Origin of the sequence: Streptomyces sp. NPDC059248, assembly GCF_042753905.1 — a bacterium.
Classification (GTDB): Bacteria; Actinomycetota; Actinomycetes; order Streptomycetales; family Streptomycetaceae; genus Streptomyces.
Genome location: NZ_JBHYZV010000068.1, coordinates 1 through 15,517, shown reverse-complemented (window position 1 = coordinate 15,517; position 15,517 = coordinate 1). Strand labels below are relative to the sequence as shown.

The 15,517-nt window shown below is 74.3% G+C and carries 16 protein-coding genes; 11 read left to right on the top strand and 5 right to left on the bottom strand.

Going from position 1 to position 15,517, the window contains the following annotated elements:
• Positions 1-289 precede the first annotated feature (289 nt).
• Positions 290-928: a TIGR03085 family metal-binding protein gene (locus ACFXG1_RS25435; protein WP_384744672.1), complete on the bottom strand. Its 639-nt coding sequence runs from the start codon at positions 926-928 to the stop codon at positions 290-292.
• Positions 929-1,080: 152 nt separating this feature from the next.
• Between ACFXG1_RS25435 and hisI the strand changes: the two genes are divergently transcribed.
• The 11 genes from hisI to lgt all read left to right on the top strand — a co-directional run bounded on the left by hisI (position 1,081) and on the right by lgt (position 10,587).
• Positions 1,081-1,446, top strand: a complete 366-nt coding sequence (gene hisI, locus ACFXG1_RS25430; RefSeq protein WP_384713551.1) for a phosphoribosyl-AMP cyclohydrolase — start codon at positions 1,081-1,083, stop codon at positions 1,444-1,446.
• A gap of 17 nt (positions 1,447-1,463) precedes the next feature.
• Positions 1,464-3,047 (top strand): anthranilate synthase component I, encoded by a 1,584-nt coding sequence (locus ACFXG1_RS25425; protein ID WP_384713574.1) that lies wholly within the window; start codon positions 1,464-1,466, stop codon positions 3,045-3,047.
• A 14-nt stretch (positions 3,048-3,061) separates the two neighbouring features.
• On the top strand, positions 3,062-3,763 hold the full coding sequence (locus ACFXG1_RS25420; protein ID WP_384713554.1) for a TIGR02234 family membrane protein: 702 nt from the start codon (positions 3,062-3,064) through the stop codon (positions 3,761-3,763).
• 154 nt (positions 3,764-3,917) lie between these two features.
• Positions 3,918-4,190 (top strand): HGxxPAAW family protein, encoded by a 273-nt coding sequence (locus ACFXG1_RS25415; protein WP_384744670.1) that lies wholly within the window; start codon positions 3,918-3,920, stop codon positions 4,188-4,190.
• A gap of 290 nt (positions 4,191-4,480) precedes the next feature.
• On the top strand, positions 4,481-4,966 hold the full coding sequence (locus tag ACFXG1_RS25410; RefSeq protein ID WP_384713577.1) for a DUF2752 domain-containing protein: 486 nt from the start codon (positions 4,481-4,483) through the stop codon (positions 4,964-4,966).
• Positions 4,967-5,120: 154 nt separating this feature from the next.
• A complete protein-coding gene (gene trpC / locus ACFXG1_RS25405; protein WP_384713557.1) occupies positions 5,121-5,930 on the top strand; it encodes an indole-3-glycerol phosphate synthase TrpC in 810 nt (269 codons plus the stop codon).
• 7 nt (positions 5,931-5,937) lie between these two features.
• Positions 5,938-6,129: a tryptophan biosynthesis modulator TrpM gene (trpM, locus tag ACFXG1_RS25400; protein WP_384713559.1), complete on the top strand. Its 192-nt coding sequence runs from the start codon at positions 5,938-5,940 to the stop codon at positions 6,127-6,129.
• Between the two features lie 206 nt (positions 6,130-6,335).
• The gene (trpB, locus tag ACFXG1_RS25395; RefSeq protein WP_384713562.1) at positions 6,336-7,589 is read left to right on the top strand and encodes a tryptophan synthase subunit beta; all 1,254 of its coding nucleotides are present in this window, start codon (positions 6,336-6,338) and stop codon (positions 7,587-7,589) included.
• The gene (trpA, locus tag ACFXG1_RS25390; RefSeq protein ID WP_384713565.1) at positions 7,586-8,425 is read left to right on the top strand and encodes a tryptophan synthase subunit alpha; all 840 of its coding nucleotides are present in this window, start codon (positions 7,586-7,588) and stop codon (positions 8,423-8,425) included. Before trpB ends, trpA begins: the two co-directional genes overlap by 4 nt.
• A 112-nt stretch (positions 8,426-8,537) precedes the next feature.
• Complete coding sequence (locus tag ACFXG1_RS25385) at positions 8,538-9,395, top strand: DsbA family protein (protein WP_384744667.1); 858 nt, start codon at positions 8,538-8,540, stop codon at positions 9,393-9,395.
• 190 nt (positions 9,396-9,585) lie between these two features.
• On the top strand, positions 9,586-10,587 hold the full coding sequence (lgt, locus tag ACFXG1_RS25380; RefSeq protein WP_384713571.1) for a prolipoprotein diacylglyceryl transferase: 1,002 nt from the start codon (positions 9,586-9,588) through the stop codon (positions 10,585-10,587).
• Between the two features lie 123 nt (positions 10,588-10,710).
• On the opposite strand, the gene ACFXG1_RS25375 is transcribed toward lgt, so the two are convergent.
• From ACFXG1_RS25375 to ACFXG1_RS25360, 4 genes are all read right to left on the bottom strand, one after another.
• Positions 10,711-11,523 carry an HpcH/HpaI aldolase/citrate lyase family protein gene (locus ACFXG1_RS25375; RefSeq protein WP_384744665.1) on the bottom strand — a complete coding sequence of 271 codons (813 nt, stop codon included), beginning with the start codon at positions 11,521-11,523 and terminating at the stop codon, positions 10,711-10,713.
• Complete coding sequence (locus tag ACFXG1_RS25370) at positions 11,520-12,848, bottom strand: CaiB/BaiF CoA transferase family protein (protein WP_384744663.1); 1,329 nt, start codon at positions 12,846-12,848, stop codon at positions 11,520-11,522. The genes ACFXG1_RS25375 and ACFXG1_RS25370 overlap by 4 nt, the downstream gene beginning before the upstream one ends.
• Complete coding sequence (gene rbsK, locus ACFXG1_RS25365) at positions 12,845-13,852, bottom strand: ribokinase (RefSeq protein WP_384744661.1); 1,008 nt, start codon at positions 13,850-13,852, stop codon at positions 12,845-12,847. The genes ACFXG1_RS25370 and rbsK overlap by 4 nt, the downstream gene beginning before the upstream one ends.
• A partial coding sequence (locus ACFXG1_RS25360; RefSeq protein WP_384744659.1) for an ADP-ribosylglycohydrolase family protein occupies positions 13,849-15,517 on the bottom strand: 1,669 nt, incomplete at its 5' end. The genes ACFXG1_RS25360 and rbsK, both read right to left, overlap by 4 nt.

The window sequence follows — 15,517 nt, the reverse complement described above, 5'->3', positions numbered from 1 at the left end:
GGGCGGCGCCCGGTGGCTGTGGCTTTGTTCGCGGTCTGCGGACCGTGGGTGGCTGGTCGCGCAGTTCCGCCCCCTATGCCTTCGGCGATGGGGGGACCCCCAGCGCCTTGGTTCTTGGGGGCGCGGCTCGACTACCCGGGCCGCGTCCGGCGGCTGTGGCTTTGTTCGCGGTCCGCGGACCGCACATGGCTGGTCGCGCAGTTCCCCGCGCCCCTGGACACCTCCGGCTCGCCCCCCTTGGGTGAGCCGGGTACCGGGGGCGGCCCGGGTAGTCGGGCGGGGCCGGGGGTTACTTGGAGAGGCCGAGGCGGGAGCCGCGGACCTTCTCCACCGCTTCCGGGTCGCCCGCGAGGTCGACCTGGGCCACGTCCTGGCGGCCGAAGACGAACATCGTCAGCTCACCGGGGGTGCCGGTGACCGTGACCACCGGGGCGCCCCGGTGGGCCACCACCGTCTGGCCGTCCGGACGGCGCAGCACCAGGCCCGCCGGGGACTTCCGGCCCAGCAGCCGGGCCGCCTTCTCCAGCCGGGCCCACAGGGCGTCCTCGAAGACCCGGTCCAGCGGTCTGGCCGTCCAGTCGGGCTGGGCCCGCCGCACGTCCTCGGCGTGGACGTAGAACTCGACCGTGTTCGCCGCCTCGTCCAGCTGCTTGATTCCCAGCGGGGACATCCGCGGCGGTCCCGTACGGATCAGCTGGATCAGCTCCTCGTACGGCTTCGCCGCGAACTCCGCCTGGACCCGCTCCAGACGGTTCTTCAGGGGCCCGATCACGATGCCGCCCGCCGCGTCGGGGCGGCGCTCCCGGACGACGACATGGGCGGCCAGATCCCGGGCCCGCCAGCCGTCGCACAGGGTCGGGGCGTCCGGGCCGACGCCTTCGAGGAGATCGGCGAGCAGAAGTCGTTCACGCTTGGCATGGGTCGACATGTCCGCCAGCGTACGGCGGGTGCCCCGGGAGTGCCCAGTGGGGGAGCCGTGCCTGTGGACAACCCCGTCCCGCGCGCCCACCGGCGGGCCCGGCGGGGTCCGGCCTGTGGACAACGGGCCTGCGCACCGGCCGGGCACGGCACAATGGCGTCATGACCAGCAGTGGCACCCCAGGCCCCCTCGACCCCGCCGTCGCCGGGCGTCTCAAGCGCTCCGCCGACGGGCTCGTCCCCGCCATCGCCCAGCAGTACGACACCGGTGAGGTGCTGATGCTGGGCTGGATGGACGACGAGGCGCTCCACCGCACCCTCACCACGGGCCGTGCCACCTACTGGTCCCGCAGCCGGGGGGAGTACTGGGTCAAGGGCGACACCTCCGGCCATGTCCAGCACGTCAAGTCCGTCGCGCTCGACTGCGACGCCGACACCGTGCTCGTCAAGGTCGACCAGGTCGGGGCCGCCTGCCACACCGGCGACCGGACCTGCTTCGACGCCGACGTCCTCCCCCTCGGCGAGTAGGGTCCGGCGCCATGACCATGGACCTCAGCACCTTTCGCGCCCTGGCCGCCGACCGCCGCGTGATCCCCGTCAGCCGCCGGCTCCTCGCCGACGGCGACACCCCCGTCGCGCTCTACCGCAAGCTCGCCGCCGAACGCCCCGGCACCTTCCTCCTCGAATCCGCCGAGAACGGCCGGTCCTGGTCGCGGTACTCGTTCGTCGGCGTCCGCAGCGCGAGCACCCTGACCGAGCGCGACGGCCAGGCCCACTGGATCGGGACCCCGCCCGTCGGCGTCCCCGAGCACGGCGACCCGCTGGCCGCGCTGCGGGCCACCGTCGAGACCCTCCACACCCCCCACGACCCGGGCGCCGGGCTGCCGCCCTTCACCGGCGGCATGGTCGGCTACCTCGGGTACGACATCGTGCGCCGGCTGGAGAAGATCGGTCCCGGCGACCGCGACGATCTGCGGCTTCCCGAGCTGACCATGCTGCTCACCTCCGACCTCGCGGTCCTCGACCACTGGGACGGCACCGTCCTGCTGATCGCCAACGCCATCAACCACAACGACCTGGCCACCGGCGTCGACGAGGCGTACACGGACGCCGTCGCCCGGCTGGACGCCATGGAGCGCGATCTCGCCCGGCCGCTCGCCTCCCCGCCGGCCGCCCTGCCCCCGTCCGAGCTGCCCGAGTTCACCGCGCTGTGGGGCGGCGAGCAGTATCAGAAGGCCGTCGACGACATCAAGGAGCGCATCCGCGCGGGCGAGGCGTTCCAGGTCGTGCCCTCCCAGCGGTTCGAGACGCCGTGCACGGCGAGCGCCCTCGACGTCTACCGGGTGCTGCGGGCCACCAACCCCAGCCCGTACATGTATCTGATCCGCTTCCCGGACGCCGACGGCGGCGCCGCCTTCGACGTGGTGGGCTCCAGCCCCGAGGCCCTGGTGAAGGTCGAGGACGGGCACGCCATGGTCCACCCCATCGCCGGGACCCGGCCGCGCGGCGCCACCCCGCAGGAGGACCACGACCTCGCCGAGGAGCTGCTCGCCGACCCCAAGGAGCGGGCCGAGCACCTGATGCTGGTCGACCTCGGCCGCAACGACCTGGGCCGGGTCTGCGAACCCGGCTCCGTCGAGGTCGTCGACTTCATGTCCGTCGAGCGGTACTCCCATGTGATGCACATCGTCTCGACCGTGACCGGCAGGGTCGCCGAAGGCCGTACCGCCTTCGACGTCCTGACCGCGTGCTTCCCGGCCGGGACGCTCTCCGGGGCGCCCAAGCCCCGGGCCATGCAGATCATCGACGAACTCGAACCCTCCCGGCGCGGGCTGTACGGCGGCTGTGTCGGCTATCTCGACTTCGCCGGGGACTCCGACACCGCGATCGCCATCAGGACCGCCCTGCTGCGGGACGGTACGGCGTATGTGCAGGCCGGGGCCGGAGTCGTGGCGGACTCCGACCCGGTCGCCGAGGACACCGAGTGCCGCAACAAGGCGGCGGCGGTGCTCCGGGCCGTCCACACCGCCAACCGTATGACGGACACCGGGACCTGGACCTCCGCCCCGTCGCGGGACCGCGACGCCGGGGGCCCGGCGAGGGCGGCTGCCGGGCCCGCGGGCGCATAGGGGATAGTGGGGGCGTGAGCGCTGTTCCCGTACCCCAGCCCCGTGCCGGCGTCCAGGCCGGTGCCGCCGCGACGGCCGGCGGCGCCGCCACGGGCCGCCGGACCCTCGCCGCCGCCCTCCTCCTCGGCGCGGCCGGAGCCGCTGTCGCCCTGCTCGCGTCCGGCCGGACCTGGGCCGAGGGCACGGCCCGGGCCCCGGGCGGCGCCCTGTCGCTGAGCGCCGAAGGCGGTGACATCACCGGGGTGCCCAGCGCCCTCGCCGTCGTCGGCCTCGCCGCGCTCGTCGCGGTCTTCGCCGTACGGAGGAAGGGCCGGACCGTCGTCGCGGCCCTGCTGACCCTCAGCGGCGCGGGCGCCGCAGTCGCCGCGTTCCTCGGGGCGTCCGACCGCGACGCCCTCGACGAGAAGGCGGCGGAGACCACCGGTGACACCGCCGCCGCGATCGGCTCCCTCACCCATACCCCCTGGCCGTACGTGACCGCCGCCGCCGGGCTGCTGATCATGGCCGCCGGACTGCTCGCCCTGCGCTACGGAACGCTCTGGCCCGCGATGTCCGGCCGCTACGAACGCGCCGGCGCACCCCGGAAAGCGCCCGCGGTCGACCCCGACCGCCCCGAGGACCTCTGGAAGGCCCTCGACCGGGGCGAGGACCCCACCGACGGGCCCGGCGGGCCGGACTCCCCGCACGGTCCGGAGGCACCGCGCGGCGGAGCGTGATGTCAGACCGGTCACCCTGCCGTCCGGGTGGACCGGAAGTACGGGACAATGGGATGCGAGCCCCCCGGCTCACACCCCCCTGGGCGCGTCGCACCGCCGCCGCGCCCGCACCACACGCGCGCTCCGCGCACTCGGCAACAAGAGGAGTCATTACATGTCGGGCCACGACCACGGACACACCCCGGCCGCCTGGACCGGTGCCAGCATCTCCTTCATCGGCTTCTGCGTATCCGGTGTCTTCATGGTCGCCGCCAGCCCCGCGGGCTTCTGGCTCGGCCTGGTGATCGTCGTACTCGGCGGCGTCGTGGGCATGGGCATGCGGGCCGCGGGCCTCGGCGCGCGCAAGGAGACCGCGGAGCGCAAGGCCGCCCGTGAGCAGGCCGGCCGGATCGTGGCCGCGCGTGTGGCGGCCCGCAGCGGCGCCTGACCGGCGCCGCACGCCCCCACGGGGGCAGCCGGCCGGTGACGGCCGTACGACGCGAGGCGCAGACCCGGTGAGTCCGGGCTGCGCCTTTCCGTTTCTCCGGGGAGAATCGCACGGTGGACGCCACGACAACGCCCGCAGCACCCGGCTCCGAGCCCCCGCCCGGCACACCCCGGGCCCCCGGGGCGCCGGAAGCCCATGCCCCGTCGGCACGGGAGGAGCCACCACCGCCCGGACCCGCCCCGTCGGCACCGCCCGGACCCGCCCCGTCGGCACCGCCCGGACCCGCGCCGCTGGCGCCCGTACCGGCCTCGTCGGCCCCGCCCGTACCGGCCGCATCCGCACCGGCCGCGCCCCCGGCTCCCGGGCCCCGGCCCCTGTGGCGGCGGCTCGCCGCCCCCGTGGGGACGCTGGCCGCCGTCGGCGCGGCCTTCGCCTATGTCGGGACCGTGGACCCCAACGAGCCCGGCCACTACCCGGCCTGCCCGCTGCTGCGCTTCACCGGCATCTACTGCCCCGGCTGCGGCGGGCTGCGCAGCGCGCACGCCTTCGTCCACGGGGACCTCGGCACGGCCTTCGGCGCCAACGCCCCGGCCGTCGTCGGCTACGGCGTCTTCCTCGTCCTGTGGACCCTCTGGATCGTCCGGGCCGCCCGGGGCGTCCCAGGGGCGACCTGGCGGATCGCCGTCCAGCCCTTCTGGTGGTGGGCGATCGGCGCGGCCGTGCTGGTCTTCAGCGTCGTGCGGAATCTGCCCTTCGGCTCCGCGCTCGCCCCCTGACCCGGCCGTACCGTCCCTCCGTCCACGGAGCGACCCTCGCGGTCCCAGCCCGTGGGACAGGTATCCACCGGATGCGGGGCGGGGCGCGCGCTGCGGATACCATCGACATGAACGATGCTGATCAGCATGACCGTCCCGGAAGGGGGCCCCTCGCGTGAGTGTGCTCGACGAGATCATCGACGGCGTACGCGCCGACCTCGCGGAGCGGCAGACGCGCGTCGGCCTCGACGAGCTCAAGGAGCGCGCCGCCCAGGCCCCGCCCGCCAAGGACGGCGCCGCCGCCCTGCGCGGTGAAGGCGTCCGGGTCATCTGCGAGGTCAAGCGCTCCAGCCCCTCCAAGGGCGCCCTGGCCGCGATCGCCGACCCCGCAGGACTCGCCGCGGACTACGAGGCGGGCGGCGCCGCCGCCATCTCCGTCCTCACCGAGCAGCGCCGCTTCGGCGGCTCCCTCGCCGATCTGGAGTCCGTCCGGGCCCGGGTCGACGTCCCCGTGCTGCGCAAGGACTTCATCGTCACCGCGTACCAGCTGTGGGAGGCCCGCGCCTACGGCGCCGATCTGGCGCTGCTGATCGTCGCGGCCCTGGAGCAGGAAGCCCTGGTCTCCCTGATCGAACGGGCCGAGTCGATCGGTCTCACCCCGCTGGTCGAGGTGCACGACGAGGACGAGACCGAGCGCGCCCTCGCCGCCGGCGCCCGCGTCATCGGCGTCAACGCCCGTAATCTGAAGACGCTTGAGGTGGACCGCTCCACCTTCGAGCGGGTCGCCCCGGAGATCCCGGCGAATGTCGTCAAGATCGCCGAGTCCGGGGTCCGCGGCCCGCACGATCTGATCGCCTACGCCAACGCGGGCGCCGACGCGGTCCTGGTCGGCGAGTCCCTCGTCACCGGCCGCGACCCGAAGACCGCCGTCGCCGACCTGGTCGCCGCGGGCGCCCACCCGGCGCTGCGCCACGGACGGAGCTGATCCCACCGTGCCCGTCGTCGTCCGCCGCCCGCGCCCGGCCCCCGGGGACGCGTACGCCCGCCTCGCGCGCGGCTGCCGTCCCCGCGGCTGCCGCGCCCCGGCGCGGCGGGTGCACGGACGCCGGGTGCGGTATGTGATCGGCTCCGAGCCCGGCCAGGTCAACGGCATGCGATGGCCCCGACGCCGCGTACGCGGCTGACCCTCCGCCGAAACCGCCACGGGACGACCGCGGAACCGGGCCACCGGAGCTTTCCGGGCCCGTGACCGGCCGTACCCGGACGGTACGCCCCGTCGCCGTACCACCGGCGGCGAGGGCCGCGGCAGGGCACGCGTACGCCCGTACCTCGTCGACGATCAGATCCGCACACCAGGATGGGGGCCGAGGGCCCCCGAGGAGTACGCCGGATGTCTTCTTCCGCAGAAACCTTTGATTTCTTCGTACCGGACCCCGAAGGCCGGGTTCCGAACGCCGCGGGCTACTTCGGTGCCTTCGGCGGCAAGTTCATCCCCGAGGCCCTCGTCGCCGCCGTCGACGAGGTCGCCGTCGAGTACGACAAGGCCAAGTCCGACCCCGCCTTCACGGCCGAGCTGAACGACCTGCTGGTCAACTACACCGGCCGGCCCAGCGCCCTGACCGAGGTGCCCCGGTTCGCCGAGCACGCCGGGGGCGCACGGATCTTCCTCAAGCGGGAGGACCTCAACCACACCGGCTCGCACAAGATCAACAATGTGCTGGGCCAGGCGCTGCTCACCCGGCGGATGGGCAAGACCCGGGTCATCGCCGAGACCGGCGCCGGACAGCACGGCGTGGCCACCGCCACCGCCTGCGCCCTGTTCGGCCTTGAATGCACCATCTACATGGGCGAGATCGATACGCAGCGGCAGGCGCTGAACGTCGCCCGGATGCGGATGCTGGGCGCCGAGGTGATCCCGGTCGCCTCCGGCAGCCGGACCCTGAAGGACGCCATCAACGAGGCGTTCCGCGACTGGGTCGCCAATGTCGACCACACCCACTACCTCTTCGGCACGGTCGCGGGACCCCACCCCTTCCCGGCCATGGTCCGCGACTTCCACCGGGTCATCGGGGTCGAGGCGCGCCGCCAGATCGTCGAGCGGGCTGGCCGGCTGCCCGACGCCGCCGTCGCCTGCGTCGGCGGCGGATCCAACGCCATCGGCCTGTTCCACGCCTTCATCCCGGACGCCGGGGTCCGCCTGATCGGCTGCGAGGCCGCCGGCCACGGCGTCGACAGCGGGGAGCACGCCGCCACCCTCACCGTCGGCGAACCGGGGATACTCCACGGTTCGCGCTCGTACGTCCTCCAGGACGACGAGGGCCAGATCACGGAGCCGTACTCGATCTCCGCCGGGCTCGACTACCCCGGTATCGGCCCCGAGCACGCCTATCTCAAGGACAGTGGACGGGGCGAGTACCGCCCGGTCACCGACGCGGCGGCGATGGAGGCCCTGCTGCTGCTGTCGCGTACCGAGGGCATCATCCCGGCCATAGAGTCCTCGCACGCCCTCGCCGGCGCCCTGGACGTCGGCCGTGAACTCGGCCCGGACGGACTGATCGTGGTCAGCCTCTCCGGCCGCGGCGACAAGGACATGGACACCGCCGCCCGCTACTTCGGGCTGTACGACGGGGAGGACGCGAAGTGACCGGGAACCTGACCCTGCTGGACGAGACGCTGGCCGCGGCGAAGGCCGAGGGACGGGCCGCCCTGATCGCCTACCTCCCGGCCGGGTTCCCGACCGTGGACGGCGGCATCGAGGCGGCGAAGGCGGCCCTCGACGGCGGTGCCGACATCGTCGAGATCGGACTGCCGCACAGCGACCCGGTCCTCGACGGACCGGTGATCCAGACCGCCGACGACATCGCCCTGCGCGGCGGTGTGCGGATCGCCGACGTCCTGCGCACGGTCCGCGAGGCGCACGCCGCCACCGGGAAGCCGATCCTGGTGATGACGTACTGGAATCCCGTCGACCGCTACGGCGTCGAGCGGTTCACCGCCGAACTGGCCGAGGCGGGCGGCGCGGGCTGCATCCTGCCCGACCTGCCGGTCGAGGAGTCCGGACTGTGGCGTGAACACGCCGCCAAGCACGGCCTGGGCACGGTGTTCGTGCTCGCCCCGAGCAGCCGGGACGACCGGATCGCGACGATCACCGAAGCCGGATCCGGCTTTGTGTACGCCGCGTCCCTGATGGGCGTCACCGGCACCCGTGAGTCCGTCGGCGAACAGGCGGAGGACCTGGTACGGCGCGTCCGCGCCACGACCGAGCTGCCCGTCTGCGTCGGTATCGGGGTGTCGACGGCCGCGCACGCCGAGGAGGTCGCGGCCTTCGCGGACGGGGTGATCGTGGGCTCCGCCTTCGTCAAGCGGATGCTCGACGCCCCCGACCCGGCGGCCGGTCTCACGGCCGTCCGGGAACTGGCCGCCGAACTGGCGACCGGGGTACGCGCCGGAGCGCGGCGGAGCGGCGCTGCACCGGCGTGAGCCGGAGCGCGGGTTGTGTACACCCGGCGCGCGCTTGATGAACGCATAGCTCGTACGGGTGGATCTGGGACCGGGGAGGCGCGGGTGTGCCTCCCCGGTTCGTTGGCCCGGTGTGAACGAGAAGCACGAGCAGAAGAGCGGCAATGGCGGGCGGAAGCCGACCCCGCGCGAGCGGATCGAGCGGGAGCACGCGCTGGAGCGGTCCCGTGAACGGCGGCGGCGGACGCTGGTCGTCTCCACGGCCGTGGTCGCGGTCCTCGGTCTGGCGGCCGTGGTCGGGGTGATCGCGGCCAACGCCGACAAGGGGAGCGGCGGAGGCGACGACAGCTCCACCGCGGGCCCGCCGCTGGCGCCCGCGGGAGCCCAGGGCAAGGGACGTCTGGCGATCCCCGTGGGCGCCGCGGACGCGCCGTCGACGCTCACCGTCTGGGAGGACTTCCGCTGCCCCGTCTGCGCCCAGTACGAGAACGTGATGCGCGAGGCCATCCACGATCTGGAGGGCGCCGGCCAGCTGAAGGTCGAGTACCACTTCGCGACCATCATCGACGGCAATATGGGCGGCAGCGGATCGCTCCGCGCGGCGAACGCGGTCGCCTGCGCCCAGGACGTCGGCAAGTTCTCCCCGTACCACGACGTGCTCTACCGGAACCAGCCGCCGGAGCCGGACGACAAATTCGCGGACAACGACCGGCTGATCGAGCTGGCGGGCAAGGTCGAGGGGCTCGACACCCCCGAGTTCCGCGCCTGTGTGAAGGACGGACGGCACGACTCGTGGGTCGCGAAGTCGAACAAGGCGTTCGCGGAAGGCGGCTTCAGGGGCACCCCGACCATCCTGCTCAACGGTGAGTCGATCTTCCCGGAGAAGGACGGCAAGCAGATCTCCCCGGAGAACCTGAAGAAGTGGGTCGAGGCGGCGAACAAGGGCAAGAAGCCGGGGACGGTGCCGTCCGGCTCCGCCGCGGGCTCCTAGCGACCGCGCGTCAACCTCTCGACGCCCCTGGTGACACCCCCTGCCACCGGGGGACGGGCCGGCCGGGTCACGGGCTCGTCGGGGGGTTGTCGTACGGTCTCCGGGGCGATGGGCGGGCCCATGAGTTACTCAGACGTTGCCCCGGGCGCTTGCCGCTTCCACTGCTAAGCAAGGTAGCGTCGGACCCGTCATGGACCTTGCCTTCATTCCGAGCCCGTCGTCCGGAGCGATCCACCTCGGACCGCTGCCGCTGCGCGGCTACGCACTCAGCATCATTCTCGGTGTCTTCGTGGCCGTCTGGTACGGCAACAAGCGCTGGATCGCCCGCGGCGGCACGGCCGGGACCGTGGCCGACATCGCCGTCTGGGCCGTCCCCTTCGGCCTCGTCGGCGGCCGTATCTACCATGTGGTCACCGATTACCAGCTGTATTTCAGCGACGGTAAGAACTGGGTGGACGCCTTCAAGATCTGGGAGGGCGGGCTCGGTATCTGGGGCGCGATCTCCTTCGGCGCCGTCGGCGCCTGGATCGGCTGCCGCCGCCGGGGCATCCCCCTTCCCGCCTGGGCCGACGCCCTGGCGCCCGGTATCGCCTTCGCCCAGGCCATCGGCCGCTGGGGCAACTGGTTCAACCAGGAGCTGTACGGCAAGCCGACGGATCTGCCGTGGGCACTGGAGATCTCCGAGGGGCCGAACCGGGTGGCGGGCACGTACCACCCGACGTTCCTCTACGAGTCGCTGTGGTGCGTCGGCGTCGCCCTGCTGGTCATCTGGGCCGACCGGCGCTTCCGGCTCGGGCACGGCCGGGCCTTCGCGCTGTACGTCGCCGGATACTGCGCGGGCCGCGCGTGGATCGAGTATCTGCGGGTCGACGAGGCGCACGAGGTCCTCGGGCTGCGGCTCAACGTCTGGACGGCGCTGATCGTCTTCGTTCTCGCGGTGGTGTACATCGTGCTCTCGGCGCGGCTGCGGCCGGGCCGTGAGGAGATCGTGGAGCCGGGTGCCGCGGGTGCGGCGACCGGTACCGGCGGCGACGCGGCGGACAGCTCCGAGAAGAGCGAGAAGAGCGAGAAGAGCGAGAAGACCGGGCAGGCCGACGCGGCCGACGAGGCCGAGGGCAGTGCCGAGGGCGCCGGGGACACGAAGGACGCCGGGCCCGGTGCGAAGGGCGCGACGGCGGAGGCCGGCACTTAGAGGGCCTGGGCGGTACGGGCCCGGGGGATCCGGGTCCGACGCGACGAATGTGGGGCGGGAGGCCGCCGGGACGTCATCCGTCCCGGCGGCCTCCCGCCTTCGCGTGGCGCGGCCCCCGGCGGGTCAGGGTGCCACGCGCCGGGCGAGGGCGAGGGTGCGTTCGGCCACCGCGACGATCGCCGCGTCGACGAAGCGGCCGTCGGGCAGGGCCTGGGCGCCCCCGCCGGTCGCGGCGGCCTTCACCACGGCCACGGCCGCCGCGATCTCCTCGGGGGTGGGCCGGAAGGCCCGTTCGATGACGGGCAGCTGGCGGGGGTGGATGGCGGCCCGGCCGACGAAGCCCAGGGCCCGGCCGTGGGTGCAGGAGGCGTACAGGGCGTCCAGGTCGCGGATGTCGGGGAAGACGGACTGGGCCGGCGGGGCGAGTCCGGCGGCGCGGGCGGCGACGACGATACGGGAGCGGGGCCAGTCGAGGGCCGTACCGCCGTCCCGAACCCCCAGATCGGCCCGGAGGTCGGCCTCGCCGATCCCGATGCCGTGGACGGCCGGATGGGAGCTGGCGATGGCGTACGCGTGCTCGACGGCCAGGGCGGATTCCAGCAGCGGGTAGAGGGGGACGCCGGGGGCGAGACCGGCGACGGGGGGAATGTCAGTGCCGTGTGTCACCTTGGGAACACGGAGAGCGCTCAGACCGGGCAGGCCGGTCAGGGTCTCGATCTCTTCGGGCGAGCGGGGGGAGTTGATCCGGACGTGGACGGGGAGCGGCTGGGGGTCGGTGAGGAGTTCGGCGGTGGCGGCGAGGGCGTATTTCTTGCGGTCGGGGGCGACGGCGTCCTCCAGGTCGACGATGACGACGTCGGCACCGGAGCGGATGGCTTTGCGGACGACCTCGGGGCGGTCGCCGGGGGCGTAGAGATAGGTCAGGGGGATGTTCACAGGGCGCCCTGGGTGCGGAGTGCGGAGATGTCGCTCGGGGTGAGACCCAGCTCGGTGAGGACGGCGTCGGTGTCGGCGCCGTGGGGGCGGCCGGGCCAGCGGATGGCGCCGGGGGTCCCGGAGAGCCGGAAGAGGACGTTCTGCATACGGATACGGCCCAGCTCGGGGTCGTCGACCTCGGTGACGGTGTCCAGCGCGCGGTACTGGGGATCGTCCATCACGTCCCGGACGTCGTAGACGGGGGCGATCGCGGCCTCGGCCTTCTCGAAGGCGGCCAGGACCTCCTCCCGGGGGCGCCGGGCGATCCAGCCGCCGACGGCCGCGTCCAGTTCGTCGGCGTGGTCGGCGCGTCCCGCCCCGGTGGCGAACCACGGCTCGTCCGTCAGCTCGGGGCGGCCGACCAGCCGCATCACCCGTTCCGCGACGGACTGGGCCGAGGTGGAGACGGCCACCCAGCAGTCGTCGGCGGTGCGGTAGGTGTTGCGGGGCGCGTTGTTGCGGGAGCGGTTGCCGCACCGGGGCTGGACGTATCCCAGCTGGTCGTACCAGAGGGGTCCGGGGCCGAGGACGGCGAGCATCGGTTCGATGATCGCCATATCGACGACCTGGCCCAGGCCGGTGGTGGTGCGGGCGGTGAGCGCCGTGAGGACGGCATAGGCGGTGGCGAGGGCGGCGATCGAGTCGGCGAGACCGAAGGGGGGCAGGGTCGGCGGTCGTCCGGGTTCGCCGGTGGCGGCGGCGAAGCCGCTCATCGCCTCGGCGAGGGTGCCGAAGCCGGGGCGGTGGGAGTAGGGGCCGAACTGACCGAAGCCGGTGACGCGGGTGAGGACCAGCCGGGGATTGGCGCCGCTCAGCTCGTCCCAGCCGAGGCCCCACTTCTCCAGGGTGCCGGGGCGGAAGTTCTCGATCACCACATCGGCGTCGGCGGCCAGCCGCAGCAGAGTGTCCCGGCCGCCGGGGGAGGAGAGGTCGAGGGTGATGGTCCGCTTGTTGCGGCCCAGCATCTTCCACCACAGTCCGACACCGTCTTTGGCGGGGCCGTGGCCCCGGGAGGGGTCGGGGCGGCGGGGGTGCTCGACCTTGATCACCTCGGCGCCGAAGTCGCCGAGCAGGGTGGCGGCCAGCGGACCGGCGAAGAGGGTGGCGAGATCGAGGACGCGCAGACCGTGCAGGGCGGGAACGGCCGGCGGGGAGCCGGGGGAAGGAGGGGACGGAATGCGGGGGGATCCGGAGGTGCCGGGGGATCCGGAGGTGCCGGGGGTGGCGGGTGAGCCGGGGGTGTCGGGGGATCCGGGGGATCCGGGGGTGCCGGGCGGAGGCGTCATGAGGCGCTGCCGATCTCCGGGTCGGACAGGGGGCCGGCCGGGGATCCGACGGCCGCGGTCGCGGTACCGGCCGTGAGTGTCGCCGGGGGACGGTCGTCGGATGTCTCGCCGCCGGTGGCGTACGCCGTGTCGATCTCCGGGCGGTACGGCATGGAGACCGAGGCCCCCTCGCGCCGGACGCAGAGCGCCGCCGCGCAGGACGCCCAGCGCAGGGCGTCATCGACGGGCCGGCCCTCGCCGAGGGCGACCGCGAGGGCGCCGGTGAAGGCGTCACCGGCGGCCGTGGTGTCCACGGCCGTCACCCGCGGGGCCGGGACGGCGATCCGGGTGCCGTCCCGGTGCGCGTAGAGACAGCCCCGCGCGCCCAGGGTGACGACGACCTCGGGGACCTGGCGCAGCAGGGCGTCGGCGGCGGCGTCCGGGTCGGCGAGCCCGGTCAGCAGGGCCGCCTCGTGCTCATTGGGCACCAGCAGGTCGACGGCGGCGAGGAGCGCGGACGGCAGCGGCCGGGCGGGGGCGGGGGTGAGGACGGTCCGTACGCCGTGGCGGCGTGCGGCCCGGGCGCCTTCGACGACGACGGAGAGAGGGAGTTCGAGTTGGAGCAGCAGGGTGTCGGCGGTGGCGACGAGTGCCTCGTCGCCGGGGCCGAGCGCCGTGACGGTGCCGTTGGCGCCGGGCACGACGACGATCGCGTTGCCGCCCTCGTCGTCCACGACGATATGGGCGGTGCCGGAGGGGCCGTCCGCCGTGTGGAGCAGATCGGTGTCGACGCCGGACACCTGAAGGGTGTGGCGCAGCAGTTCGCCGAAGGCGTCGGTGCCGACCGCGCCGATCATCGCCACGTCGCCGCCCGCGCGGGCGGCGGCCACGGCCTGGTTGGCGCCCTTGCCGCCCGGGATGGTGCGGAACGCGCGGCCGGGGACGGTCTCGCCCCGTCGCGGCGCGCGGGCGACATAGGCGACGAGGTCCATATTGGTGCTGCCGAGCACCACGATGGCTGTCATGGGCGGAGCGCCTCCTGGTGGGTGAGCCGGGCGAGGGTGTCGAAGCCGATGCCGTCGAAGCCGGTGACGGAGCTGGCGAGCCGGTTGCGCAGCGGTACGGTCCAGCGGTCGGGCAGCCGGTCCGGGTGCCCGGCGAGCAGTCCGGCGACCGAGCCCGCGGTCGCGCCGTTGGAGTCGGTGTCCCAGCCGCCGGAGACGGCCCGGCAGATGGAGCCGGAGAAGTCGCCGTCGGCGTGGGTGAGGGCGGCGGCGAGCAGGGCGGCGTTGGGGACGGAGTGGACCCAGTGGTAGTGGCCCAGGGCTTCGTGGAGCCGGTCCACGACGGTGTCGAAGGCGTCCTCCGACCGGGCCGTGGCGATGCCGAGACGGACGGCCCCGGCCAGCCGGGAGCCCGGCGGGACCACGGAGAGCCCGGTGGCCAGGGCCTGGTGGACGGTGACGCCGGACCCGGCCGCGCCCGGCCCGCCCGAACCGCTCGGGCAGCCCGTGTGCCGTACGGCGCCGCCCGCCGCGGCGGCGATCGTCGCCGCGACGAACATGGCGCCGTAGACGCCGTTCGCGGTGTGGGTGAGGACCGCGTCCCGGTGGGCCGAGGCCGCGGCGGCGCCCGGGTTGCCGGGGTGGGCCCAGCCGTGGACGTCGGCGCGGATGGCCGCGCCGATCCACTCCCGGAACGGATTGCGGTACCGGGCGGTCAGCGGCGGTTCGATCCCGCAGAGCAGATTGCGGTAGGCGATTCGTTCGGCGGTGAACGTCCGGCCCGCGGGCAGCTCGTCCAGCCAGAGGGCGGCCACGTCCCGGGTGCGGAAGCCGCGTCCGTGGCGTCGCAGCAGCAGCAGATTGAGCAGGGGGTAGTTGAGGTCGTCGTCCTCGGGCATGCCGTCGATGTTCTCGGCGAGCGACGTCGGCGCGGACCGCCGGTTCCACGGATGGGCGCGGGCCAGCTCCGCGGGGAGTCCCTCGGCGGTGAACCAGCTCCGCAGGGGCCAGTTCCCGGTGGCGGCGGCCAGCGCCCTGATCCCGGCGAGCGGCAGCCGCTCCACGGGCTTGCCCAGCAGACAGCCGGCGGCCCGCCCGAGCCAGGCGGCGTGCAGCGCGTCCTCGTAGGCCGTGGCGGGAGCGACCTCGTCGGAGCGGGTGTCGTAGGCCGTGGCGGAGGCGGCCGGGCCGGGGTGGGGGGTGTTCGTAGGGGCCGTGGCGAGGGCGGCCTCGTACGCCGTGGTGGGGGAGGAGGCGTCGGGGTGGGTGTCGTACGCCCGGACGGAGGCGGTCGCGCCGGGCCGCGGGGTGTCCGTACGGGCCGTGGCGGTCGCCGCTTCGGCGGGCCGGGCGGCGTGCAGGGCGTCCTCGTACGCACCGCCCGGGGCTCCCGGTCCCCACCGGTGCGGGCCGGGACCGCCGGTGGCCGCCGTGCCGCCGCCGCGGCCGGTGGACGACACGGGCCAGTCGGGGCAGGCGGCCAGTACGGCGGGCAGATCGGTGGGCTCGCGGTCCGCCGTGTCGCAGGTCAGGGCGGCCAGCTCGTCGAGGAGCCGGCCCGCGGCGGCGCGCAGGCGCGGCCCCGCGGGCGCGGGGGACGCGCCGCCCGCCGGGGGCGCGGCCGTACCGCCGACCGCCTCCCACGCGGCGGCCACCGTGGCCACGGCGGCCGGGTCCCGGCCGTCC

Excerpts from the sequence above, each read along its gene's own strand:
- ACFXG1_RS25435 (WP_384744672.1), bottom strand. The coding sequence starts at position 928 with ATGTCGACCCATGCCAAGCGTGAACGACTTCTGCTCGCCGATCTCCTC.
- hisI (WP_384713551.1), top strand. The coding sequence starts at position 1,081 with ATGACCAGCAGTGGCACCCCAGGCCCCCTCGACCCCGCCGTCGCCGGG.
- ACFXG1_RS25425 (WP_384713574.1), top strand. The coding sequence starts at position 1,464 with ATGGACCTCAGCACCTTTCGCGCCCTGGCCGCCGACCGCCGCGTGATC.
- ACFXG1_RS25415 (WP_384744670.1), top strand. The coding sequence starts at position 3,918 with ATGTCGGGCCACGACCACGGACACACCCCGGCCGCCTGGACCGGTGCC.
- trpB (WP_384713562.1), top strand. The coding sequence starts at position 6,336 with ATGTCTTCTTCCGCAGAAACCTTTGATTTCTTCGTACCGGACCCCGAA.
- lgt (WP_384713571.1), top strand. The coding sequence starts at position 9,586 with ATGGACCTTGCCTTCATTCCGAGCCCGTCGTCCGGAGCGATCCACCTC.
- ACFXG1_RS25370 (WP_384744663.1), bottom strand. The coding sequence starts at position 12,848 with ATGACGCCTCCGCCCGGCACCCCCGGATCCCCCGGATCCCCCGACACC.
- rbsK (WP_384744661.1), bottom strand. The coding sequence starts at position 13,852 with ATGACAGCCATCGTGGTGCTCGGCAGCACCAATATGGACCTCGTCGCC.